The 22,577-nt window shown below is 60.9% G+C and carries 22 protein-coding genes; 10 read left to right on the top strand and 12 right to left on the bottom strand.

The genetic code is table 11. The features are described 5' to 3' along the window. Positions 1-203: 203 nt before the first annotated feature. The 4 genes from ACWKV9_RS09695 to ACWKV9_RS09680 are packed head-to-tail and all read right to left on the bottom strand — an operon-like array spanning position 204 to position 5,066. Positions 204-1,730, bottom strand: a complete 1,527-nt coding sequence (locus tag ACWKV9_RS09695; protein WP_483835882.1) for an efflux transporter outer membrane subunit — start codon at positions 1,728-1,730, stop codon at positions 204-206. 7 nt (positions 1,731-1,737) lie between these two features. After that, entirely contained in the window at positions 1,738-3,351 is a 1,614-nt protein-coding gene (locus ACWKV9_RS09690; RefSeq protein WP_483835881.1) for a DHA2 family efflux MFS transporter permease subunit, read from the bottom strand. Next, entirely contained in the window at positions 3,348-4,511 is a 1,164-nt protein-coding gene (locus ACWKV9_RS09685) for an HlyD family secretion protein (protein WP_483835880.1), read from the bottom strand. Before ACWKV9_RS09685 ends, ACWKV9_RS09690 begins: the two co-directional genes overlap by 4 nt. 6 nt (positions 4,512-4,517) lie before the next feature. After that, the gene (locus ACWKV9_RS09680) at positions 4,518-5,066 is read right to left on the bottom strand and encodes a winged helix-turn-helix transcriptional regulator (RefSeq protein WP_483835879.1); all 549 of its coding nucleotides are present in this window, start codon (positions 5,064-5,066) and stop codon (positions 4,518-4,520) included. A gap of 850 nt (positions 5,067-5,916) precedes the next feature. Between ACWKV9_RS09680 and ACWKV9_RS09675 the strand changes: the two genes are divergently transcribed. After that, positions 5,917-6,246, top strand: coding sequence for a thioredoxin family protein (locus tag ACWKV9_RS09675; protein WP_483835878.1), 330 nt, complete (start codon positions 5,917-5,919; stop codon positions 6,244-6,246). 18 nt (positions 6,247-6,264) lie between these two features. Here ACWKV9_RS09675 and ACWKV9_RS09670 read toward each other — a convergent pair whose 3' ends face one another. The 6 genes from ACWKV9_RS09670 to ACWKV9_RS09645 all read right to left on the bottom strand — a co-directional run bounded on the left by ACWKV9_RS09670 (position 6,265) and on the right by ACWKV9_RS09645 (position 11,408). Next, the gene (locus ACWKV9_RS09670; RefSeq protein ID WP_483835877.1) at positions 6,265-6,930 is read right to left on the bottom strand and encodes a response regulator; all 666 of its coding nucleotides are present in this window, start codon (positions 6,928-6,930) and stop codon (positions 6,265-6,267) included. 53 nt (positions 6,931-6,983) lie between these two features. Further along, positions 6,984-7,523: a PQQ-dependent catabolism-associated CXXCW motif protein gene (locus tag ACWKV9_RS09665; RefSeq protein ID WP_483835876.1), complete on the bottom strand. Its 540-nt coding sequence runs from the start codon at positions 7,521-7,523 to the stop codon at positions 6,984-6,986. 178 nt (positions 7,524-7,701) lie between these two features. After that, positions 7,702-8,496 carry an ABC transporter permease gene (locus tag ACWKV9_RS09660; protein WP_483835875.1) on the bottom strand — a complete coding sequence of 265 codons (795 nt, stop codon included), beginning with the start codon at positions 8,494-8,496 and terminating at the stop codon, positions 7,702-7,704. Beyond that, a complete protein-coding gene (locus tag ACWKV9_RS09655) occupies positions 8,493-9,224 on the bottom strand; it encodes an ABC transporter ATP-binding protein (protein ID WP_483835874.1) in 732 nt (243 codons plus the stop codon). The genes ACWKV9_RS09660 and ACWKV9_RS09655 overlap by 4 nt, the downstream gene beginning before the upstream one ends. Next, complete coding sequence (locus tag ACWKV9_RS09650; RefSeq protein ID WP_483835873.1) at positions 9,221-10,180, bottom strand: YVTN family beta-propeller repeat protein; 960 nt, start codon at positions 10,178-10,180, stop codon at positions 9,221-9,223. The genes ACWKV9_RS09655 and ACWKV9_RS09650 overlap by 4 nt, the downstream gene beginning before the upstream one ends. 46 nt (positions 10,181-10,226) lie before the next feature. Then, positions 10,227-11,408 carry an ABC transporter substrate-binding protein gene (locus ACWKV9_RS09645; protein WP_483835872.1) on the bottom strand — a complete coding sequence of 394 codons (1,182 nt, stop codon included), beginning with the start codon at positions 11,406-11,408 and terminating at the stop codon, positions 10,227-10,229. A 181-nt stretch (positions 11,409-11,589) separates the two neighbouring features. Here ACWKV9_RS09645 and pedF point away from each other — a divergent pair, with 181 nt between their 5' ends. The 8 genes from pedF (at position 11,590) to ACWKV9_RS09605 (ending at position 20,099) form a co-directional block, all read left to right on the top strand. Further along, positions 11,590-12,066, top strand: coding sequence for a cytochrome c-550 PedF (pedF, locus tag ACWKV9_RS09640; RefSeq protein WP_483835871.1), 477 nt, complete (start codon positions 11,590-11,592; stop codon positions 12,064-12,066). Between the two features lie 5 nt (positions 12,067-12,071). After that, positions 12,072-12,962, top strand: coding sequence for a substrate-binding periplasmic protein (locus ACWKV9_RS09635; protein ID WP_483835870.1), 891 nt, complete (start codon positions 12,072-12,074; stop codon positions 12,960-12,962). 165 nt (positions 12,963-13,127) lie between these two features. Next, a complete protein-coding gene (locus ACWKV9_RS09630; protein ID WP_483835869.1) occupies positions 13,128-13,898 on the top strand; it encodes a quinoprotein dehydrogenase-associated SoxYZ-like carrier in 771 nt (256 codons plus the stop codon). After that, the gene (locus ACWKV9_RS09625) at positions 13,898-14,857 is read left to right on the top strand and encodes a quinoprotein relay system zinc metallohydrolase 1 (RefSeq protein ID WP_483835868.1); all 960 of its coding nucleotides are present in this window, start codon (positions 13,898-13,900) and stop codon (positions 14,855-14,857) included. Before ACWKV9_RS09630 ends, ACWKV9_RS09625 begins: the two co-directional genes overlap by 1 nt. A gap of 248 nt (positions 14,858-15,105) precedes the next feature. After that, on the top strand, positions 15,106-16,881 hold the full coding sequence (locus ACWKV9_RS09620) for a PQQ-dependent methanol/ethanol family dehydrogenase (RefSeq protein WP_483835867.1): 1,776 nt from the start codon (positions 15,106-15,108) through the stop codon (positions 16,879-16,881). A gap of 114 nt (positions 16,882-16,995) precedes the next feature. Then, positions 16,996-17,067: a pyrroloquinoline quinone precursor peptide PqqA gene (pqqA, locus tag ACWKV9_RS09615; RefSeq protein ID WP_483835986.1), complete on the top strand. Its 72-nt coding sequence runs from the start codon at positions 16,996-16,998 to the stop codon at positions 17,065-17,067. A gap of 154 nt (positions 17,068-17,221) precedes the next feature. Further along, positions 17,222-18,385, top strand: coding sequence for an alcohol dehydrogenase-like regulatory protein ErcA (gene ercA / locus ACWKV9_RS09610; RefSeq protein ID WP_483835866.1), 1,164 nt, complete (start codon positions 17,222-17,224; stop codon positions 18,383-18,385). Then, entirely contained in the window at positions 18,369-20,099 is a 1,731-nt protein-coding gene (locus ACWKV9_RS09605) for a PAS domain-containing hybrid sensor histidine kinase/response regulator (protein ID WP_483835865.1), read from the top strand. Before ercA ends, ACWKV9_RS09605 begins: the two co-directional genes overlap by 17 nt. A 249-nt stretch (positions 20,100-20,348) precedes the next feature. On the opposite strand, the gene moaA is transcribed toward ACWKV9_RS09605, so the two are convergent. Further along, a complete protein-coding gene (moaA, locus tag ACWKV9_RS09600) occupies positions 20,349-21,347 on the bottom strand; it encodes a GTP 3',8-cyclase MoaA (protein ID WP_483835864.1) in 999 nt (332 codons plus the stop codon). Positions 21,348-21,409: 62 nt separating this feature from the next. Continuing rightward, positions 21,410-22,237 (bottom strand): formate/nitrite transporter family protein, encoded by an 828-nt coding sequence (locus tag ACWKV9_RS09595; protein ID WP_483835863.1) that lies wholly within the window; start codon positions 22,235-22,237, stop codon positions 21,410-21,412. A gap of 93 nt (positions 22,238-22,330) precedes the next feature. Between ACWKV9_RS09595 and ACWKV9_RS09590 the strand changes: the two genes are divergently transcribed. Further along, positions 22,331-22,519, top strand: a complete 189-nt coding sequence (locus ACWKV9_RS09590) for a hypothetical protein (RefSeq protein WP_483835862.1) — start codon at positions 22,331-22,333, stop codon at positions 22,517-22,519. Positions 22,520-22,577: the final 58 nt, after the last annotated feature.

Here is a 22,577-nt window from a genome sequence, read left to right as displayed (position 1 = left end):
TGTGGGAGCGGACCTGTCCGCGAATGCTGAGCGTCAGGCACCGGAAATGTATCGGTTGCTATGACGCTTCGCGGACAGGTCCGCTCCCACGGGTTTGCTTCTGCCCTCGGAAGCCTGATCGCGAGCAAGCTCCCTCCCACATGTATGCGCCGGTCAAACGATTGAGGACATCGCCTCTGTCCAAGGCTGCGATGCGCGCAGGGTCACTTCTGCGCAACATCATCCTTCGCCGCCTGAGGCCAACCGCCGCCGAGGGCTCGGAAGGTCGACACGGCTGCGCGGGCATCATTGGCGTGCAACTGCGCCAACTGATCCCGCGAGGTCAGCAGCAGGCGGTCTTCGTCCAACACCTCAATCAAACTGATCGCGCCGCCCTTGTAAGCGTCTTGAGCGGCGTCGCGCGCCACTTGGTGAGCGGCGACTTCCTGCTCCACGTCGCTGCGCTGCAATTCCAGTTGTGTCAGGGTCACGATCGCGTTTTCAACGTCTTCGGTGGCCTTGAGCATTGACTGGCGATAGTCCGCCAGAGCTTCGGCGTTGGCGCCTTTGGCCTGCGCCACTTCATCATCCACCCGACCGAAATCGAACAGCCGCCAGTGCAGACCGATGATTGCCTGTGGCTGGAACGCGGCAGACGACAGCAACTGACCGCTGTGAACGGTATCGAAGCCCAATAGCCCGGCCAGTGAAACCTTCGGGTAGTACTCGGAAATCGCCTGACCGATGCGGGCATTCGACGCTGCCAGTTTGCGTTCGGCGGCGATCACGTCAGGGCGACGACGCAGCAGGCTGGCCGGGCCTTCGGTGTCGGTGATGGTCGGCACGCGATATTGCTCCGCGCTGGCTGTCAGCTCTTTGGCGTACGTGCCGGGCTGCACGCCCATTAACACATCCAGGCGATTGAGCTGGGTTGACAGTTCGGTGCGCAACGGCGGCAAAGTCGCGCGCGCTTGCAGCACCAACGCCTGTGCCTGAGCCTGTTCGCGGTTGGTTGCCAGACCGCTGCCGAGCCGGTCCTTGACCAGATCCAGCAGGTTGCTTTCGGTCTTCACCTGCTCTTCGGCCACGCTGATTCGCTGCTGGGCGCCGCGCACCCGGAAGTACGCGTCGGCAGCTTCCGAGGCGACAGAAATGCGCACGCCGGTATGGCTGGCTTCAGCCGCTTGCGCTTCGGCAATCGCAGCTTCTTCGCCGCGCTTCAGGCCGCCTGCCAGATCAGTCTCCCAGCTGGCACCAACGCCCACGGTTTCCAGGGTCTGATTGCGCTTGTAGCCGGGGAATGCGCTGCCGACCTGGCCCATCGGGCTTTCGGTGGATTGGCGTTGGCGTACCACCTGAGCATCAAGGCTGCCTTGGGGCAAGCGCTCGGCGCCGGCTTGGCTGGCGACCGCGCGGGCCTGCTCGACACGGGCCATGGACTTGGCCAGGTCAAGGTTCTGATCCAGCACGCGCTGCACGATGCGGGTCAGTTGCGGATCGGCAAAACCGGTCCACCAGGTGTCCAGCGGCGGCGCCGGTGTTTCGCCGACGCGCTGCTGCAACAGCGACTGATTGTCATAGGTCGATGTCAGCGGATTGGCCGGTTGCTGGTAATCCGGGCCGACGGCACAGCCTGGCAACAGCGGCATGAGCGCCACGAACAGGGCGCTGAGGGCGAAACGGCGGGTTTGCTGCAAGCGCGACGCCAGGGTGTTCATGGTGCGGTCCTCCAATGAATGAGTGATGGTCATAGCGTTCTCAATGGGCGTCAGCCGAAGGTGCAGCGGGTGGCACGACCTTGCGCATCAGCGGCACCATGGCAGTGGCGACGATGAAGCAGACCATGATCGCCAAGAACGCATCGGCGTAGGTCTGGGTTTGCGCTTCGCGGTAGGTCAGCAGCCACAACTGGTGCAGGGCGGAGTTGGCGGCGTCGGCCGCGTTCTGGCCCAGGCCCATGAAGCTGCCGGTGACCTGATCGATCCAGCCGTTCATGGATTCGTTGGTGGTGTTCAGGTGCTCGGCCATACGGGTGAAGTGCAGGTTGGTGCGGTCGTTGAGGATCGTCGCGCAGGCCGCAATACCGATAGCCCCGCCCAGGTTGCGCATCAGGTTGAACAGCCCAGAGGCCTGCTTGAGGCGCGACATCGCCAGACCGCCGAGTGTCAGGGTCACGGTCGGCGGCACCGCCATCTGCTGGGCGAAGCCGCGAATCGCTTGGGGGAGCAGCAATTCCTTGCCTCCCCAGTCGTGGGTGATCGGCGAAAAATCCCACATCGACAAGGCGAACAACGACAGGCCGAACATCATGATCCAGCGCAGATCCACACGGTTGGCGAGAAAGCCGTACACCGGAATCGCCAACAGCTGAAACACGCCGGTAGAAAAAATCGCGATGCCGATGTCCAGTGCGCTGTAGCCCCGTACGCGGCCCAGAAACAGCGGTGTCAGGTAGATCGTGCCAAACAGGCCAATGCCGGTGACGAACGAGAAGAAACAGCCCAGTGCGAAGTTGCGGTCGCTCAAGGCGCGCAAATCGACCACCGGATTTTTCGCCATCAAGGTGCGGCTGATGAACGCCAGGCCGGCGAGGCCGGAAATCCAGGCGGTAGTGAGGATGGTCTGGTCGCTGAACCAGTTCCAGCGCGGGCCTTCTTCGAGGGTGTATTCCAGACAGCCGAGAAACAGTGCCATGAACAGCATGCTCAGGTAGTCCGCGCCCTTGAGCAGCTTCAGATCCATGGAATCGATGTTCACCAGCATCGGCACGGCGATGGCGACAAAGATGCCCGGCAGCAGGTTGATGTAGAACAGCCAGTGCCAGGACGAGACATCGGTGATCCAGCCGCCAATGACCGGGCCCAGGGTCGGCGCCAGAGAGGCGATGGCGCCGATGGTGGAAGCCGCGATGACCCGCTGTTTGCCGGTGAAAAACATGAACGCCGAGGTGAATACCATCGGGATCATCGAGCCACCCAGAAAGCCTTGCATCGCTCGAAAGGCGATCATGCTCTGGATGTTCCAGGCCAGGCCGCATAACAGGCTGGCGATGGTAAAACCCACCGCCGAGGCGCAGAACAACCAGCGCGTGGAGAACACTCGGGACAACCAGCCCGACAGCGGAATCACCACGATTTCGGCAATCAGGTAGCTGGTCTGCACCCAGGCGGTTTCGTCTTGCCCGGCGGACAGCCCGCCGCCAATGTCGCGCAACGAAGCGGATACGATCTGGATGTCCAGCAGGGCGATGAACATGCCGACGCACATGGTGGCAAAGGCCAAAACCTTGGCAACGGTGGGCATCGACGCGGCGTCGACGGGCCCTTTGGGTCTGGCCGGTTGCGTCCCCGACGCGGCGATTGCGCTGCTCATGGCGCGGTCTTCCCGGCGACGGCGACAGGCTGGGTTTTTTGATCGGGTGCTGCGTTGTCATTCTGGACTTTGGCGTTGGTGTCCACTTCGGCAATCACCGACAGGCCCGGGCGCAGATTGCCCAGCACGCCGTCATCGTTGTCCAGCCACACGCGCACCGGCACCCGCTGCACAATCTTGGTGAAGTTGCCGGTGGCGTTCTCCGGCGGCAACACGCTGAATTGCGAACCGGTGGCCGGTGCCAGGCTGTTCAGGTGGCCATGGAATACCCGGCCCGGCAGTACGTCGGCGCGCACGCTGACTGGCTGACCTGGCAGCATGTGTTCCAGCTGGTCTTCCTTGAAATTGGCATCGACCCACAGACCGCTGGCCGGGACCACTGACAACAACTGCGTGCCAGCGGCGGCGTAGGCACCAACACGGGCCCGACGGTTGCCGATCACGCCATCCACCGGAGCGCGCAGTTCGGTGTAGCCGACGTTGAGCTGCGCCATATCGCGTTCGGCTTTGGCCTGCATGAGTGCGGCGCGGGCTTGTTGCTTCTGGGTCGAGATCACGTCCAGTTGGCGTTGGGCCGCCAGCATCGATGCCTGGGCTTTCTCGCTATTGGCACGGGCGGTCTTGAAGGTGGCATCGGCGCGCTGGAAGCTCTCAATCGATACCGCGGCGCGGCTGGACAAGGCTTGATAGCGCACCTGATCGTCCCGGGAACGCACGGTTTCGGCGTTGGCGGCATCAATCCCGGCCTTGGTCTGGCCGATCACTGCGTGTTGCAGCTGTTCGGTGGCATCTAGATTGGCCAGCAGCGCTTCTTCAGCGGCCACCGCGCCTTGGGCCTTGTTCAGCGCGGCGACGTAATCGCGGTCGTCGATCTTGACCAGCAAGTCGCCTGCGTGAACGAACTGGTTGTCGATCACTTTCAATTCAGTGATGTAGCCCGGCACTTTCGGTCCGATTACCGTCACATCGCCGCCCACGTAGGCATCGTCGGTAGATTCGAGAAAGCGGCCTACGGTCCACCAATGAATGCCGAACAGCACCGCAGCTATCAGGGCGGCGATGATCAGCAGCAGCAAGATCAGGCGTTTGACGCGCGATGGTTTTTTCTCGGAATGAGCGACAGGCGTCGCCGACTCGGTGGCAGTGATCGGGCTATTCATCGCGGGTTACCTTGTGCGGTGCTGTGAGGTGGATTGGGCGTCGGGGAGACTGTCGCGGTAGGCCTGACGGCGACTGCGTCCGGCCTCGATTCGCCAGGCTGAAACCGAGTCGGGCTCGCCGGTGTAGCGCAGGCTGTGTTCGAACAGGTCGATGCGCTTGCCGGTGTGAGCGTCGGCGACCACAAGGTCCACCGGTTGCTGGGTGGTGTTGTCGATCAGCTCAATGTGGGCGCCCAAGGGCGAGAAGTGCTTGTTGCCCCACTTCATCATCGTCAGCACCACGGGGCGGAAGTCCCGGCCGCGCTCGGTAAGCACGTAATCAAAGCGCGGTGGCTTGTCGGTGTAGGGCCGGCGCTCGACCAGCCCGGACTCGATCAGACCATTCAAACGCCGGGAAAGGGTGTTCGGCGCGATGCCCAGGCTTTTCTGGAATTCGTCGAAACGGCTGAGCCCATAAGACAGATCGCGCAGGATCAGAATGTTCCACCAGTCGCCCACGTGTTCGAGGCTTTGGGCAATCGGGCAGGGCATGTTTTCAAAGCTCGTCTTCTTCATGACCAAGTCTCCAGCGCAAGATGCTGCTTTAAGATGATGGCCTTAATATACGCATATGACTTCCATCATGTAATCCTCTCGAACGGTAAAGGACTGATGCGGATTTGGTAATAAAGGGAAGGATGAAGATGCGGAACGTCATGGGATTAACGACCGCGCGGCGCGCGGAAACGATCAGTCAGACGCGCGGCGCCACACGCTTTTGCTTCTGGGCGGAGCCCGTAGGAGCGTAGCTTGCCCGCGATCTGCCGCGCAGCGGCAGTAAACCCTGCGTACGCGGTGTGTCAGTCAGATCCGGGATTGGGGCCGCTGCGCGCCCCATCGTCGGCAAGCCGGACTCCTACGCCCTCCGGGCAGAAGCGGGATAGCGGCGCCACACGCTTTTGCTTCTGGGCGGAGTCCGTAGGAGCGTGGCTTGCCCGCGATCTGCCGCGTAGCGGCAGTAAATCCTGCGTACGCGGTGTGTCAGTCAGATCCGGGAGATGGTTGGTTTTGGGGCCGCTGCGCGCCCCATCGTCGGCAAGCCGGACTCCTACGCCCTCCGGGCAGAAGCGGGATAGCGGCGCCACACGCTTTTGCTTCTGGGCGGAGTCCGTAGGAGCGTGGCTTGCCCGCGATCTGCCGGGGTCGCGCTCGACCGCGTAGCGGCAGTAAACCCTGCGTACGCGGTGTGTCAGTATGATCCGGGATTGGGGCCGCTTCGCGCCCCATCGTCGGCAAGCCGGACTCCTACGCCCTTTGGGCAGAGGCAGGTCGAGGGGGCCACAACTGATCGCTTCAGCGCTGCGCGTGGTAGCTTCGCTTCTCAAAACTCACCACAAATTCCGAAATCACCCGGAGCACTTCACCCATGAGCATTACCCCTTACGCCACTACAGCCCCCAGCCGCGATGAGGTCAATGCATTGTCCGGCGCAAGCGTCATTGAGTTCGGCACTGACTGGTGCGGGCACTGCAAGGCGGCTCAGCCGTTGATCACCACGGTCCTCAAAGACTTTCCCAACGTGCGTCATTTGAAAATCGAAGACGGCAGCGGGCGCCCGCTAGGTCGATCGTTTCGGGTGAAACTGTGGCCCACTTTGATTTTTTTTCGTGACGGGGTAGAGATTGCGCGCCTGGTCAGGCCCACGGATGTCAGTACGATAGAAGAAGCCTTCGAAGCCCTCGTTCAGGAGGGCTGAGCGCATTGAGCGCCAAAACTAGCGACGCAAATACGCCGAAAAATCCACATCCCCTGCGCTCAGAATCGCCTGCACCCGGTTGTGCACGTTGAGCTTGCGCAGGATCGCCGAAACGTGGGCCTTGACTGTGGTTTCAGCGATTTCCAGGGTGTAGGCGATCTGTTTGTTGGATTCGCCTTTGGTCATCCGCTCCAGCACCAGTAATTGCTTGCGGGTCAGCGCCTGGAGCAGTTGCGGCGGGAAACGGGGGCTGTCGTGGTTGCTGCGGCGTTGGGGCGTGGTCTGGCTGCGGATGATGTCCGAGGGAAGGTACACGTTGCCATTGAGAATCTGCATGATGGCGTCGGTCATTTGCGCCCGGGGCGATGACTTGGTGATGAAACCCACCGCGCCATAAGTGATCGCCTGCAGCACGATTTGTTTGTCTTGTTCGGCCGAGACGATCACCACCGGGATGGTAGGCGCCTCGTTGCGCAGGTTGATCAGCCCGTTGAGGCCGTGCATGCCGGGCATGTTCAGGTCCAGCAGGATCAAATCCAGGTCATCGTGACTGCGGGTCAGCATCAGAGCGCTGTCCAGGTCCTCGGTTTCCATGACTTCACAGCCCGGAAACCCGTCGCTGATCACGTTATGGATCGCTTCACGGAACAGCGGGTGGTCGTCGGCGATCAGGATCTTGTACACGGTCGGTGACCTCATTGTTGTTATGGCGGTGTCGCTGGACAGCGCGGGACAGTTCATTGCACAGACTCCGGTTGCGCGGCAGAAACGGGCAAACCGGCCGCCAGCCAGGCGTCCAGACCGTCGCGGTACCAATACACTTCACTGTAGCCCAAGCCGTGGGCGCGTTTGGCCGCGTTCCAGCTCAACCAGCAATCGGCGCGGCAGTAGAACACGGTGGGCTGGTCCAGATGACCGTCGCTGAGGTGGCGCAGGTGCCGGGTGAAGTAATCCATCCACTGCACGCTGAGTTCGCCATCCCCGGTATTGGCCAGCCAGTGACTCCCAGGTAGATTGGCGTGGGGCTCGTCTTCGATGAACCGCCCTTCAAGCCACTGCTGGCGATAGACGTCGATCAGCAGCGGTTTGCGCGGTTGATTGAGCAGCGACTGAAGCTGAGCGGTGTCGATAACGGTCGCACCGGCGACCTGGTCCGGCGTCGGGCTGCGATAGAGGGAAATGCGATAGCCGTCGGCGTTGAACAGGGGAGCGGATGAGCCCGCGTCGCAGGTCATCGACAGCAACAGCACACAGGCGGGCAGCAGGGCACGAAACATGAGGGCGATTCCTTTCTTCTTATGGCCCGCATTACACGTCAGACGCGATGCTTTGTGAATGCGACCATAGAGAGCAAAGGCAGTACTAAAGGATTAGAAGCAGCTGCAAGCAGGAAGCTGCAAGCTGCAAGTTAGAAGCGGGTTTGCGTTGCTCCGCTTGCCGCTTGCCGCTTTCCCCTCAGGCCTTTCCCTTCAACAATGCCGCGTGCTGCGGATTGAACGTGAGCACGGCCAGTAGCGCGAACAGAACCGCCAGCCCCAGACAGACGCTCAGCGCCAGCAGGTTGAGCTGCTCGTACAGCGCGAATCGCACCAGTTCCACGGCGTGGGTGAACGGGTTGATCGCGCACAGCCAATAGAGCCATTCGCTGGACTCGCGCATTTTCCACAGTGGGTACAGCGCCGAAGACATGAAAAACAGCGGGAAGATCACGAAATTCATCACCCCGGCGAAGTTCTCCAACTGACGAATCGCGTTGGACAGCAGCAACCCCAGCGCGCTGAGCATCAACGCCACCAGCAACAGCGCCGGTAGCGCAGCCAGGAGGCCCCAGGGCGGCGGTTGCACCCCGTAGACCCAGGCAATTGCCAGAAACGCATACACCTGCAGCAGCGATATCAATGAGGTCGCCAACAGTTTGCTGACCAGTAAAAACGTGCGGGGCAGGGGGCTGGTGAGTAGCACGCGCATGCTGCCCATTTCCCGGTCATAGACCATCGACAGCGAACCCTGCATGCCGTTGAACAGCAGGATCATGCAGGCCAGCCCAGGAATGATGTACACCTCGTACGGGATGTAAGTGTCGTAGGGCGCAATGATGGCGATGCCCAGCGCGGCGCGGAACCCCGCCGCAAACACCAGCAGCCACAGCAACGGGCGTACCAAGGCACTTAAAAAGCGCGTGCGTTGCAGCACGAAACGCAGCCATTCGCGCAGCACAATCGCGCTGAAACAATGCCAGTAAGCGCTCATTGCACCACTCCCGATGCCGTCAGCCGTTGAAAGGCGACGGCCAGTTCGCCGCCATGATCGGCGCTCACGTTGGCCGCCTGACCAGAGGCAACCAACCGGCCCTGATGCAGAATCAACAGGTCGTCATCGGGCTGCACTTCATCCAGCAAATGGGTGGCCCACAACACGCTGATGCCGTGCTCGCGACACAGGCTGCGTACGTGTTGATTGAGCGCCAGTCGGCTGGCCGGATCTAGCCCGACGCTGGCCTCATCCAGTAGTAACAGCCGTGGCTCATGCAACAACGCGCGGGCGATTTCGATGCGCCGCCGATGACCGCCGTTGAGCGCACGGACCTTTTCACGTCGGCGTTCGGTCAGGCCCTGGCGCGCCAGTTCCAGATCGATCCGTTGACGCGCCTGCCGACGGGAGAAACCATGCAGCCCCGCGTGGTAATGCAGGTTTTGCTCGACGCTCAGGTCCAGGTCCAACGTGCTTTGCTGGAACACCACGCCCATCTGTTTGAGCGCAGGCCCTGGCGACTGGCGCAGCGAGTGCCCTGCCATATGCACCTCGCCCCGTTGCAGATCATAGAGCCGGGTCAGCAGCGCGATCAGCGTCGATTTGCCCGCGCCGTTCGGCCCCAGTAGCGCACCGAATTGTCCGGGTTCCAGCGCAAACGATACTTGGCGCAGCGCCTCCCTCGGGCCATAGGCGAAACTCAGTTCACTGACCTGCAACGCGCTCATGGAGTCACCACCACGCCCCATGGGTAGCGCCCGACCTTCACCGACTTCAGGACCTTGAGGCTGTTAACGTCGATCACCGAGACGTCGCCGCTGACGCCATTGGTGGCGAGCAATTGGCTTTGATCCGGGGTGAACGCCAGTTGCCAGACGCGACGCCCGACCAGCAGATAATCCACCACCTCGTACGTCTTGGCGTCGATCACCGCCACATGGTTGGCGGGGCCCAAGGCGACGAAGGCATAGCGCCCGTCTTTGGAAATCTTGATGCCCACCGGCTGCACTTTGTCCGGGTGCACGCCCTTGATCTGGAAGGTCAGAGTCTTGAGGATCGTGCGCGTGGCGACGTCGATGACGCTGACCGTGCCGCCAATTTCGGCTGATGACCACAGCTGCGAGCCGTCGTTGTTGAACTCGACGAACCGTGGGCGCTGATCCACCAATGTGTTGTCGGCCAGTTTCTGGGTGCTGGTGTCGATCCAGTGCAGCATGTTGGTGGTCTCGCTGGTATTGACTGCCCATTTGCCGTCCGGGCTGACTGCCATGCCTTCGGGCTCGACGCCGACGTCCACCTGGGCGAGCACTTTGGAGGTCTCGGTGTCGATCACCGTCACCAGCGAGTCGTCTTCATTGGAGACGTACAGCCAGCGGTTGTTGGGGTGCAGGGCGAATTGTTCCGGGTCCTTGCCTGACGGTAGCTCCTTGATGATCTTGTGCGTGGCGACGTCCATCACCTGCACCCGATCCGAGTCGCTGGCGCAGATGTACAGCAGCTTGTTGTCGTGGGACAGCAACAGGCCGCGAGGGCGCATGCCCACGGGCAAGGTCTGGGTGACCTGCAACGTGGCCATGTCGATCAGGCTAAGGGTGTTGTCCTTTTCGTTGGAAACGTAGGCAGTCGCGCCCACGGCCTGTGCGGTGGCGATCAGCAAGGCGGCAGCAAGCAGGGTGCGGCGCATGGTGTGTTCCTTATTGTTGGAAGATGTTTCCAGAAAAACGGTTCGGTCATTTGAAGCTGCAACTGACCTCAGGCTTGTCGTAACCCAGGCTGTCGAGCTCGGTGCCGGGGTGCAGAAAACCATCCTGGGGCGAGGTGCTCACCAGCGCCCGAGGCTGCACCAACGGGATCGGCTGACGCAGCTCGCCGTTCCACGAGCGGAAACTGAGTTTGCTGCCCTTGAAGCCGTCCAGCGGCAGGGTGTCGCTCAGTTCCAGGGTGCGGATCTGTTCGGCATCGCTCCCCCTTAGGCGGGTCACTGCGCTGGAAATGCTGCGCACGGCCATCCACGCCGCAAAGTCGCGATCATTCATCCAGCGCCCGGCGGCGGCCTCAAAACGCTTTTGCAATTGCGCGGCGCCGTAGGTTTCGACGGTCTTGTGCCAGCCGGTCGGCGTCAGTCCCTGGGTGCCTGCGACGGGGCGCGGATACCAGGTCTGATAGGGCACGTATTCGCCAAAGTCCCCGCGTTCATCGGCCACCAGCACCACATCGTATTCGGCGGTCTGAGTGAACAGCGGCATGTCGGCCTGGGCACTGCGGCGCTGGTCGTTATCAAAAGTGAACGGCTTCTCAGCGACGATGGTGTGGCCGAAACGCTTGGCGGCGCGCTTCAGGGCATTGGCGTAGGCCTGGTCATCAGGTGTCTGGCCGACGATCAACAGCCAGCGATTCCAGCGCCGTACGGCAAGGTACTGTGCCAGGGCGTCGGTCAACATCGCCCGGCTGGGCAGGGTGTGAAGCACGTTGCGCAGGCACGCGGTGCTGCGCAGGCTGTCATCGGCGCTGCCTGCGTTGAACAACAGACTGTCGGGCATCGCCGCGCTGAGTTGGCGCAGGGTATCAACCGGCGCATTGACCACGAACAACCGCAAGCCTTGGTCATGCTGGGCCTTGGCTTGCTCCAGCAGCGCTTCAGTACTGTCGGCATCCGCCGCAGTCAGGCTGTAATTCTGCTTGAGAAAGCGCCCGGTGCTGTTGCTGTCGACAATGGCAAGCTCGGCGCCACGCAGTCCGGCGTCCCTGGGTTCGGGGATCACGTTGGAAAGAATCGGCCCGGCATCGGGAATGTAGGCCAGATAGCCGATACGTACCTGCAACGAGTCCTCTGCGGCCTGTGCGCAGCAGGCAACCGAACCCAAGGCGAGCAAGCCAGACAGCAACCATCGGTGACAAGCAGGCAGGCGCATGGGGCACTCCATTGGCAGATGCAGCCAGCATAGGAATGCGCGCCCATGGGCGAAATATGCAGATGGTACGGGTCTGCCAGTACCAAGGTAGTAGGGCGCGGCCACCAAAGCAGCATTCGGCGGGCGGGGTGGGGTTCTTAAGATGACAGCAAGATTTGCCTGCACCCTTGAGGACATAACAATGACAACAACATCCCTGACCGCTGCTGCTGTATTGCCTCCTGCCCGACAGCGCCGTCTGTTACTGGGCGCAGTTCTGCTCGGCGGCCTGTGCGCCAGTGGATTTGCGTCGGCCCATGGCGACGTTGTCCCCCATGACGTCGCCACACCGGGCCTTGAGCAACTGGGGCCGGAGTGGCGCGCAGAAAACCCCTATCGCGACTCCAAGGATCACGACAAAGCCGTGGAGATCGGCAAGTCGGCCTACACCCAGAACTGCGCGGCGTGCCATGGGCTCGAAGCCATTTCCGGCGGTATCGCTCCCGATCTTCGGCACCTGGATGTCGGCGCGGCCGGGGACGAGTGGTATGTGGAGCGGGTACGTAACGGCGCAGTGCGCGATGGTCGGGTGTACATGCCGAAGATGGCCGACTACCTGAGTCAGGAAGCCTTGTGGGCGGTGCGCACGTATCTGGACAGCGTTCACAACGAGGAATGACCGGCATGGGCGTTTTCGCCAGGTTATTGAGCGCGCTGATGCTGACCGTTCTGGCGCTTTGGGGGCAGGGCGTCAGCGCGCAGGTTCGCAGTTACGACACGATCATCGCGGCCGGGGTGATCAAAGTGGCGGTTTACCAAGACTTTGCGCCTTACAGTTTCAAGGTTGATGGCCAGCCCAGAGGGGTTGATGTGGAGTTGGCGCAAGCGCTGGCAGCAGCCTTGGGTGTGCAGCTGGAATTGATGTGGGCGCCGCCCGGGGAAAAACTCGACGACGATTTGCGCGATCTGATCTGGCGCGGCAGCCAGCTGCGTGACCAGCAACTGGCAGACCTGATGATGCGCGTGCCATACGACAAGACGTACACGCAAAAACGCAACGACGTGGGTGAGCTGGAAAACGATCATGTGGTGATGTTCGGGCCTTACCAGACCGAGCGCTGGCAGGTGGCGTTCGACCGCCGTCGGCTGGAAGCGGTGCCCAGTGTCGCGGTGTTTGAAAAGCACCCCATTGGCGTCGAAATCGACAGCGTGCCGTCGTTTTACCTGACCTCGATCTTCAACGGGCAGTTCGGCCCCAGCACTCACCACTTTCCCAGCGTCGAGCAAGCCTTCGGCGCCCTGCATGCCGGTTCGGTGGATGCCGTGATGGCCATGCGTGGCGAGGTCGATTACCAGTTGCACAAGGCTGCCGACCCCGACTGGGCGCTTGCTGAAAACGCCTATCCGAACATGGGTCGCCAGCAGTGGGAAATCGGCATGGCGGTGCATGAGAGCAACCGCCAACTGGCCTATGCCATCGAAGAGGCGCTGGAAACCATGATCCGCGAAGGCACTGTGCAAAAAATCTACACGGGCTACGGCATGCGCTACGAAGTGCCGGAGCTGTATCAGTGAGGGCACGGGTGAGCCCGATGGCCTCTTCGCGGACAAGTCCGCTCCCACAATGGATTCGAGGTACTGCTGATTGAGCGGCCAGATGCAGAACCCGTGGGAGCGGACACGTCCGCGAAGACGTCGGTCCAGGCAACCTGACTCTCAGCACCCAATCGAGTGGGCGAAATGAATGCAAGAGCGATTTGTGCGCTAATCATCGGTTTACCCCTGCTGGCGCTGGCCGCCACACCGCCCATAACCGAGCCGGGTAAAGACCCGGTGGTCTCGGTGATGTGGGATTTCTATCACCAGAAGCTGCTCAACGGCGCGCCGTTCGTGTTCGACGATAAGGTCATTCTGAGCGCGCCGCCGTTCGCCGAAGACGCGCGCCAGGTGCCTATCGAAATCGACGCCCGTGCCTATACCGGCGATGTCGTGCGAATTCTTGCCTGGGCCGAACTCAACCCGCTGCCGCAGATTGTAGATTTTCAGCCAGGGGCGCGCGTGCTGCCGTGGCTGTCGATCCGCATCCGGATCGAGCAGGCCACACCGTTACGTGCAGCCGTGCTGACCCGCGACGGCCTGTGGCATGTCGGCTCAACCAGTATCGAAGCGGCAGGCGGTGGCTGCACGGCGCCGAGTGTGGTGCGCACCCAGCCCGGTTGGGAAGAGCATCTGGGCGAGGTCATCGGCGGGCGTTATCCGCGCGCTGGATTCAGTCGTTTTCGGGCGCAGATCGCGCATCCGATGGACAACGGCATGGTCAGCGGCATTCCGGAGTTTTATCTCAATCAGGCGCAATTGCACGATGCCCAAGGCGCGCTCCTGGCAACGCTGGAGCTGTTTCCTGCGGTCAGTGAAAACCCGACGCTGGGCTTTGATATTCAGGGCGAGGGCGCGGTGCAGCTTTCATTGCGCGACATCAGCGGCAACGTCTTCAGCGCAGCGATCAAATAATGAAAAAAAATCTGAGCTGGATCATTGCCGCGCTCTGGCTGTGTTTAAGCCCTTGGGCGTGCGCGCAAATGGAATATGCCCTACAGCCCCGGCAGATTGCTCAGGGCACCTATTTGCTCGAAGGCAGTACGGAGAACTTCGCCAAGTCCAACGGCGGCAACATCGTCAACACCGGATTTATCGTCACCGACAGCGGCGTGGTAGTGATCGACACCGGGCCGTCGCGGCGCTACGGCGAAGCGATGCGCAAGGCGATTGCCGGGATAACGGACAAACCGGTGATTCAGGTATTTGTGACCCATCACCATCCCGATCATGTGCTGGGCAATCAGGCCTTCGCCGACGTGCCGATCAGTGCGCTGCCCGGCACCACCCGACTGATGCGCGAGCAGGACGACATGCTGGCGCAGAACATGTACCGACTGGTGGGTGACTGGATGCGCGGCACCGAAATTCACCTGCCCGATCACGTCGTTGAGGACGGCACGCAGACGATCGGCGGCCACCGCTTGCGGCTGCTGGCCCTGGCCGGGCATACCGGAGCTGATCTGGCGATTTTCGATGAGAGCACCGGCGTGTTGTTTGCCGGCGACATTGTGTTCTACGAGCGAGCGCTGACCACGCCGAACACGCCGGGGCTGGAGGTGTGGCTCAAGGATTTGGACACCGTGCAGGCGCTGCCCTGGAAACTTCTGGTGCCGGGGCACGGACCGCCTGCCACCGATGCCCGGCCGCTGGAGCAGATGCGCGATTACCTCACCTGGCTCGATCAGCTGATGCGCGACGGTGCCGGCCAGGGCGCTGACATGGCCGAACTGATCCGCAGCCCCATCCCCGACCGCTTCGCCGCCATCAGCCTGACCCGCTACGAACTGATCCGCAGCGTCAGTCACCTGTATCCGCGCTATGAGCGTGAGCAGATGAGTCGTATGGATCAAGGACCTGCGCACGGTCTGTAGGCGCGAACTTGCGCGCGAGGCGGCAGGCAAAATTCTGCCGTTGAACCGCGTCGCCAGCACATTGGCTCGTACAGAAGAACCGTGGGCTACTGGTATCGACGCTCGGCGCCCCACACCACCTACCAAAGAACTACAAACCTCCTCACTGCGGGCAATTGTCGGGAATGGCGCACAACCCGAACAATCGGTGCAGATCACAGCTACGCCCCAACCGTGCCCGATAACAATAAACCGCAGAGGCAGCCGTCATGAGTCACGCCGCACGTCGTCAACCTTTCGCCCTGAGTTTGCTGGTCAGCGCCTTGCTTCTTTCTGCCGGCGCGTTGGCCGCTGTCACCGACGAAGAAATCCTTCAGGACCCGAAAAACCCTGAGCAGATCGTCACCAATGGCCTGGGCGTCCAGGGGCAGCGCTTCAGCCCGCTGGACACCATAACGACCGAAAACATCAAGGACCTGCGCCCGGTCTGGGCGTTCTCTTTTGGTGGCGAGAAGCAGCGCGGCCAACAAGCTCAGCCGATGATCAAGGACGGTGTGATGTATCTCACCGGTTCCTATTCACGGGTTTTTGCCGTGGACGCACGCACCGGCAAGAAGCTCTGGCAATACGATGCGCGCCTGCCCGATGACATCCGTCCGTGCTGCGACGTGATCAACCGTGGCGTGGCGCTGTACGGCGATCTTGTGTACTTCGGCACCCTGGACGCCAAGCTGGTGGCGCTCAACAAAGACACCGGCAAAGTGGTGTGGAGCAAGCAGGTGGCCGACCACAAAGCCGGTTACTCCATCAGCGCTGCGCCAATGATCGTCAATGGCAAGCTGATCACAGGCGTGGCGGGCGGCGAGTTTGGCGTGGTCGGTAAAGTCGAGGCGTACGACCCGAAAAACGGCACATTACTATGGTCGCGCCCCACCGTGGAAGGCAACATGGGCTACGTCTACAAGGACGGTCAGGCAGTCGAAAACGGGATTTCCGGCGGCGAAGCCAACAAGACCTGGCCGGGTGATCTCTGGAAAACCGGTGGCGCTGCGCCTTGGCTCGGCGGTTATTACGACCCCACCAACAATCAGATCCTGATCGGCACCGGCAACCCGTCGCCGTGGAACTCCCACATGCGTCCCGGCGACAACTTGTATTCGTCCTCGCGGCTGTCGTTGAACCCGGACGATGGCACTATCAAATGGCATTTCCAGAGTACGCCCCACGACGGCTGGGACTACGACGGCGTCAACGAGCTGATCTCCTTCGACTATCAGGAAAACGGCAAAACCATTCAGGCAGCTGCCACCGCTGACCGAAACGGCTTCTTCTACGTGCTCAATCGCAAAGACGGCAAGTTCATCCGTGGCTTCCCGTTCGCCGACAAGATCACCTGGGCCAGCGGCCTGGATAAGGACGGCCGCCCTATCTACAACGAAGCCAGCCGTCCCGGTGCACCGGAGGGTGAAACCAAAGGCACCTCGGCGTTTGTTGCCCCAGCCTTTCTCGGCGCGAAAAACTGGATGCCAATGGCCTACAGCCCCGACACCGGCTTGTTTTACGTGCCAGGCAATGAATGGGGCATGGACATCTGGAACGAAGGCATCGCCTACAAGAAGGGAGCAGCGTTCCTCGGGGCAGGCTTCACTATCAGGCCGCTGAACGAGGAATACATCGGCGTGCTGCGTGCCATCGATCCGAAAACCGGCAAGGAAGTCTGGCGCCACAAGAATTACGCGCCGCTGTGGGGCGGAGTGTTGGCGACCAAAGGCAATCTGGTGTTCACCGGTACCCCTGAAGGCTACCTTCAGGCGTTCAACGCCAAGACCGGCGACAAGGTCTGGGAATTCCAGACCGGTTCCGGTGTGCTTGGTTCTCCGGTCACCTGGGAAATGGACGGCGAGCAGTACGTGTCAGTGCTGTCTGGCTGGGGCGGCGCCGTGCCGTTGTGGGGCGGCGAGGTGGCCAAGCGCGTGAAGGATTTCAACCAGGGCGGCATGCTCTGGACCTTCAAGCTGCCCAAGGAACTGGTGACCAAACGCTAGGTGCAACGCCCTGAAATCAGGGCGTTGCGATCCTAAAGTTCTATTTTCCCGACACCCTGTGCCATGCACTAATAAGCCTGCCGGAGCGTTCCGGCCTGACAAGAGGACTGACCCATGTGGAAAAAACCGGCCTACACCGATCTGCGCATTGGCTTTGAAGTCACGATGTACTTTGCCAACCGCTGATTGACAGGCTGCGGTCGGTGCAACATCGACCGCAGCCCCCTCAACCATGAACGATCATCGGCTAACCCCTCTGACAGCCATTGGTCTTATTGCTTTACGACGCAAATGCTCTAGGCTGGCGCTGATCTGCGATAACAAAAAGAAAAGGCTTTATATGAGCCAGAGCCTCAACCAGCTGCGCAAATTCGTTTCTCCAGAAATCATCTTCGGTGCCGGCAGTCGCCACAGCGTGGGCAACTACGCCAAGACCTTCGGCGCGCGCAAAGTCATGGTGGTCAGCGATCCGGGCGTCATCGCCGCCGGTTGGGTCACCGATGTCCAGTTGAGCCTGCAAGCCCAAGGGATCGATTTTTTCCTCTACAGCAACGTCTCGCCCAACCCTCGGGTCGAGGAAGTCATGCTCGGCGCCGAGCTGTATCGCGAGCATCACTGTGACGTCATCGTCGCCGTCGGCGGTGGCAGCCCGATGGACTGCGGAAAAGGGATCGGCATCGCCGTAGCCCACGGGCGCAACATCCTTGAGTTCGAAGGCGTCGATACCATTCGGGTGCCCAGTCCGCCGCTGATTCTGATCCCCACTACCGCCGGCACCTCTGCCGATGTCTCGCAGTTCGTGATCATTTCCGATCAGCAAGAACGCATGAAATTCTCCATCGTCAGCAAGGCCGTGGTTCCGGACGTGTCGCTGATCGACCCCGAAACAACGCTGACCATGGACCCGTTTCTGTCGGCCTGCACCGGCATTGACGCGCTGGTACATGCCATCGAGGCGTTCGTCTCCACCGGAAATGGGCCGCTGACCGACCCTCATGCGCTGGAAGCGATGCGCCTGATCAACGGGAACCTGGTGCAGATGATCGCCAACCCGAACGATATTGCCCTGCGCGAAAAAATCATGCTCGGCAGCATGCAGGCGGGGCTGGCGTTCTCCAATGCGATTCTGGGTGCGGTTCATGCCATGTCCCACAGCCTTGGCGGGTTTCTCGATCTGCCCCATGGCCTGTGCAATGCGGTGTTGGTCGAGCACGTGGTGGCGTTCAACTACAACTCGGCGCCGGACCGCTTCAAAGTCATCGCCCAAACCCTCGGCATCGACTGCCGTGGCCTGAGCCATGTGGCGATCAGCAAGCGCCTGGTGGAGCACCTGATTTCCCTCAAGCATCAGGTCGGTTTCCGCGAAACCCTGGGGCTGCAAGGGGTCAGGACTTCGGACATTCCTTTCCTGTCGCAACACGCGATGGGCGATCCGTGCATCCTCACCAACCCCCGAGTGTCGAGCCAGCGTGACGTCGAGGTCGTTTATGGCGAGGCCCTCTGACGAGCGCCAAGGCGCGCTTACCGCGCTGCTTGGGCTGGGCAACCACTCAACCCGCAAGAGCCATTACCCCGAACTCACCCTGCGCCTCGAAGAGCTGGAAAACGAGCGCAATCGCTACAAATGGCTGTTCGAGCACGCGGTCCACGGGATCTTTCAGGCCAGCCTGCAAAAGGGCCTGCGCGCCGCCAATCCGGCGCTGGCGCGAATGCTGGGCTACGACGACCCGCAACAGGTGCTGTTTTCCCTGGACGACCTGGCCAGTAGCCTATTCGTCGGCGGCCAGGCGGAAACCGACGCCATCGCCCAGGTGTTGCAGCGCGAGCACAGCCTGTTGGGATACGAAACCCGTCTGCGTCGCCGGGATGGCAGTCACATCGATGTTTTGATGAACCTGCTGCTCAAACCGGACGAGGAGGGGCTGTTCGAGGGGTTTGTCGCTGACATCACCGAACGCAAACTGGCGCAGAAACGCCTGCAGGAACTCAACGATCAGCTTGAGCTGCGAGTGTCGGCACGCACCGATGAATTGCTGGAAGCCAACCGCAATCTGCAACAGCAAATCGCCCAACGTGAGGAGGTTGAGCACGCCCTGCGAGATGCTCGCGATGCGGCGCAATCGGCCAACCGCAGCAAGGACAAATACCTCGCCGCTGCCAGCCATGACCTGTTGCAACCCTTGAACGCGGCGCGCCTGTTGATCTCGACGTTGCGCGAACGTTCGTTACCTCACGCCGAGCAGGTGCTGGTCGAGCGCACCCATCAGGCGCTGGAAGGCGCTGAAGACCTGCTGACGGATTTGCTCGATATCAGCAAGTTCGACCGCGCCTCCATCAAACCGGACATCGATCTCTACCGGCTGGAAGATGTACTGGCGCCGTTGGTCTCCGAATTCGAAAGCGTCGCGGCTGCGGCTGGCCTGACCTTGCGCTCGCGGATCGGCAAGTTCGCGGTCAACACTGATTTGCGCCTGGTCACTCGCATCCTGCGCAACTTCCTCAGCAACGCCTGCCGCTACACCGAGCGTGGGACGATCCTGCTGGGCGCACGGCGGCGCGGGGACAAAGTCCGAATCGAAGTCTGGGACACCGGTCGCGGCATTGCCGAAGACCGACTCGAATCAATCTTTCTGGAATTCAATCAATTGGACGTCGGACGCGCTGCTGACCGCAAGGGTGTGGGGTTGGGACTGGCGATTGTCGAACGCATCGCGCGTATTCTCGATGCGCGTATTCAGGTGCGCTCGCAGCCGGGCAGGGGGTCGGTGTTCACCCTGGATGTGCCGTTTTCCAGTGATATGCCACTGCCGGTTGACGTGGTGGTGCAGCAGACCAGCAGCACGGGCAATCCGCTGCCGGGCCGACGCTTGTTGGTGCTGGACAACGAAACCAGCATCCTTGACAGCATGGCCGCGCTGCTCGGTCAGTGGGGCTGTGAGGTCCTGACCGCCACCGACCAGGCGTCCTGTCATGACGTGCTGCAAGGCCGCGCCCCGGAGTTGATCCTGTTCGATTTCCACCTCGACCACGGCGTGCTCGGGTGCGACGTGGTGCGCAACCTGCGCGAGCATTTCGGCCACGACATACCCTGCGTCATGATCAGCGCTGACCGCACTGACCTCTGCCGCCACTCCCTGCAACAACTCAACGCACCGCTGCTCAACAAACCGGTGAAACCGGGGAAACTGCGGGCGGTGATGAGTCAGCTATTGGGGTGATCTGGCTCAAACCAGATTTTATGTACGCCGCTGACTCTGCGTATCACGCGCTCCTACCTGATTTGATGCGCTGCTGATTTCGGGTCGTGCCAAATTAATGTAGGAGCTGACGAGCTGCCGAAGGCTGCGAGAACGTGTTTCGGGCACTGAATATTCAGCGGCCAGAACATCGCTTCGCAGCCTCGCGCTGCTCGTCAGCTCCTACAGGGGGTTTGCGGCGCCTTCGCAAAAAGGCCAAGCCAAGTCGAATCAGCCGCCTGTCATATTCATGAATCGCACCACTTGCACGTCGTCGTTGATCTCGAAGTTGTGCTGATACGGCTTGAGTTTCATGGCCTCGATGATGGCTTTTTCGAGTTTTTCCGGTTGGCCGGGATTGGCGCGAAGCACAGCCTTGAGGTCCATCGAGTGTTCGTTGCCCAGACACAGCAGCAGACGCCCTTCGACGGTGACACGTACCCGATTGCAGGTGGCGCAGAAGTTATGGCTGTGGGGCGAAATGAAGCCGATGCGGATGTCAGGCGCTTCGGCAACCCGCCAATAGCGCGAAGGGCCCTGGGTCGATTCGGTGGAGTGGATCAAAGTGAAGCGTTCGGCAATGCGCTCGCGCACTTTGTCGCTGGAAAAGAACGACTCGGCACGGCTGTGCTCACTGATGACACCCAGCGGCATCTCTTCGATGAAAGTGATGTCCAGCTTGCGTTCGATGGCGAAGGCCACGAGATCGTTGATCTCATGGTCGTTGCGACCCTGCATCACCACGCAGTTGAGTTTGGTGTGAACAAAACCCGCCGCATTGGCAGCATCGATACCGGCGATGACCTTGGCCAGATCACCGGTGCGGGTCAGTTCCTTGAAAAGTGCCGGATCAAGACTGTCCAGACTGATGTTCAGGCGATTGAGGCCTGCGTCGAAAAGTGGCTGGGCGAGTTTGTCGAGTTGAGAGCCGTTGGTGGTCATGCACAGTTCGCGCAGACCGGGCAGGGCGGCAATACGTTTGCACAGGCCCACGATGCCGGCACGCACCAGTGGCTCGCCGCCAGTCAGGCGAATCTTCTTGGTCCCAAGGGCGACGAAGCGCTCGGCAACCTGCTCGATCTCTTCCAGGGAAAGAATCTGCTGGCGCGGCAGAAACGTCATCTCTTCGGCCATGCAGTAAACGCAACGGAAATCGCAGCGATCGGTAACGGAAATCCGTACGTAATCGACTTTGCGTGCAAACCCGTCCAATAAGACTCGTTCTGACATTTAATGCTCTCGGTAACCCTTCGGCAGCCTGGCCATGTCGCTGGCCACCGCTGCCAAAAGGCTCACATTTTTTGAATTTCGCGATCGTTAGCCACTGTCTCGCTGTTGTTGGAAACCGTGGACTGCAAGACGTTCGAATAAGATACGTAATACGCCAAACCGACAAAAATTGCACCGCCCACTGCGTTCCCCAGGAACACCGCAACGAAGTTTTCGACGAACTGGGTCCAGCTCAGAGCATCGGCGAAGATCGCCGCCGGGATAATAAACATATTGGCGACGACGTGCTGAAAGCCGATGGCGACAAAGGCCATGATCGGGAACCACATGCCGAGAATCTTGCCTGCCACGTCCTTGCTGGCATACGAAAGCCACACCGCCAGGCACACCAGCCAATTGCAGCCGATTCCGGAAATGAAGGCCTGACCGAAGTCTGCATTGACCTTCGCGGTGGCAATGGCCAGCGTCTTGGCCATGAAGACTCCTTCGGTCAACCCCAGCACATGGCCAAAAAAGTACGCCACAAACAAAGCGCCCAGCAGGTTGGCGAATGTCACCAACAACCAGTTACGTGCTACCGCACTGAGGGTAATGCGCCCGGCGAACATCGCCGTGGGCAGGCTCATCATGTTGCCGGTGAGCAATTCCCCACCCGCCAGGATCACCAGGATCAAACCAATCGGAAACACCGCCGCACCCAGCAGATTGCCCAGCGACGCCCAAGGGCCGGGGATCATCGTGCTGACGTGAATGTCCAGCAAAAAGCCCAGTGCGATGAAGGCTCCGGCGAGAAACCCCAGCACCATCACCGACAGCGTCGGCAGGTGGGATTTCTTGACTCCGGCTTCGATGGTGATGTCGGCGATCTGTTGTGGTGTATTGATGGACATGGCAAGGCTCTTACGCGAGGGCGGGCGCCGCAACCCCAGGTCGGGCGTTCCACAAATTAGGTTTTGGCAAGAGTCCGGTCTCGGTGCGCGTCTGTGAAAGCACAGGACGGCATGTTCCTGGGAAAGAGTGTCACGAAGAATTGGCGTGTGAAGCAGGCAAAAAAGGCACTGCCCATGAAAACGGGGCCAGTTGCCAAGCAAGCTACCTATCCTGCGCCGCAGCGTCCAATCGCTACTGCTGATGAGGTGATCGACTGGGTCGATGAGGGTCGTACCGACTAAATGGCGGTAGCAGCAGAACTTATCTGCAAAAAACCGCTCCTTAAAGGGACCAAAGGCC

The sequence above is a fragment of the Pseudomonas corni genome, assembly GCF_057128765.1.
Note: the sequence above shows the minus strand (reverse complement) of the source record. Positions and strands in the feature narration are given on the sequence as shown.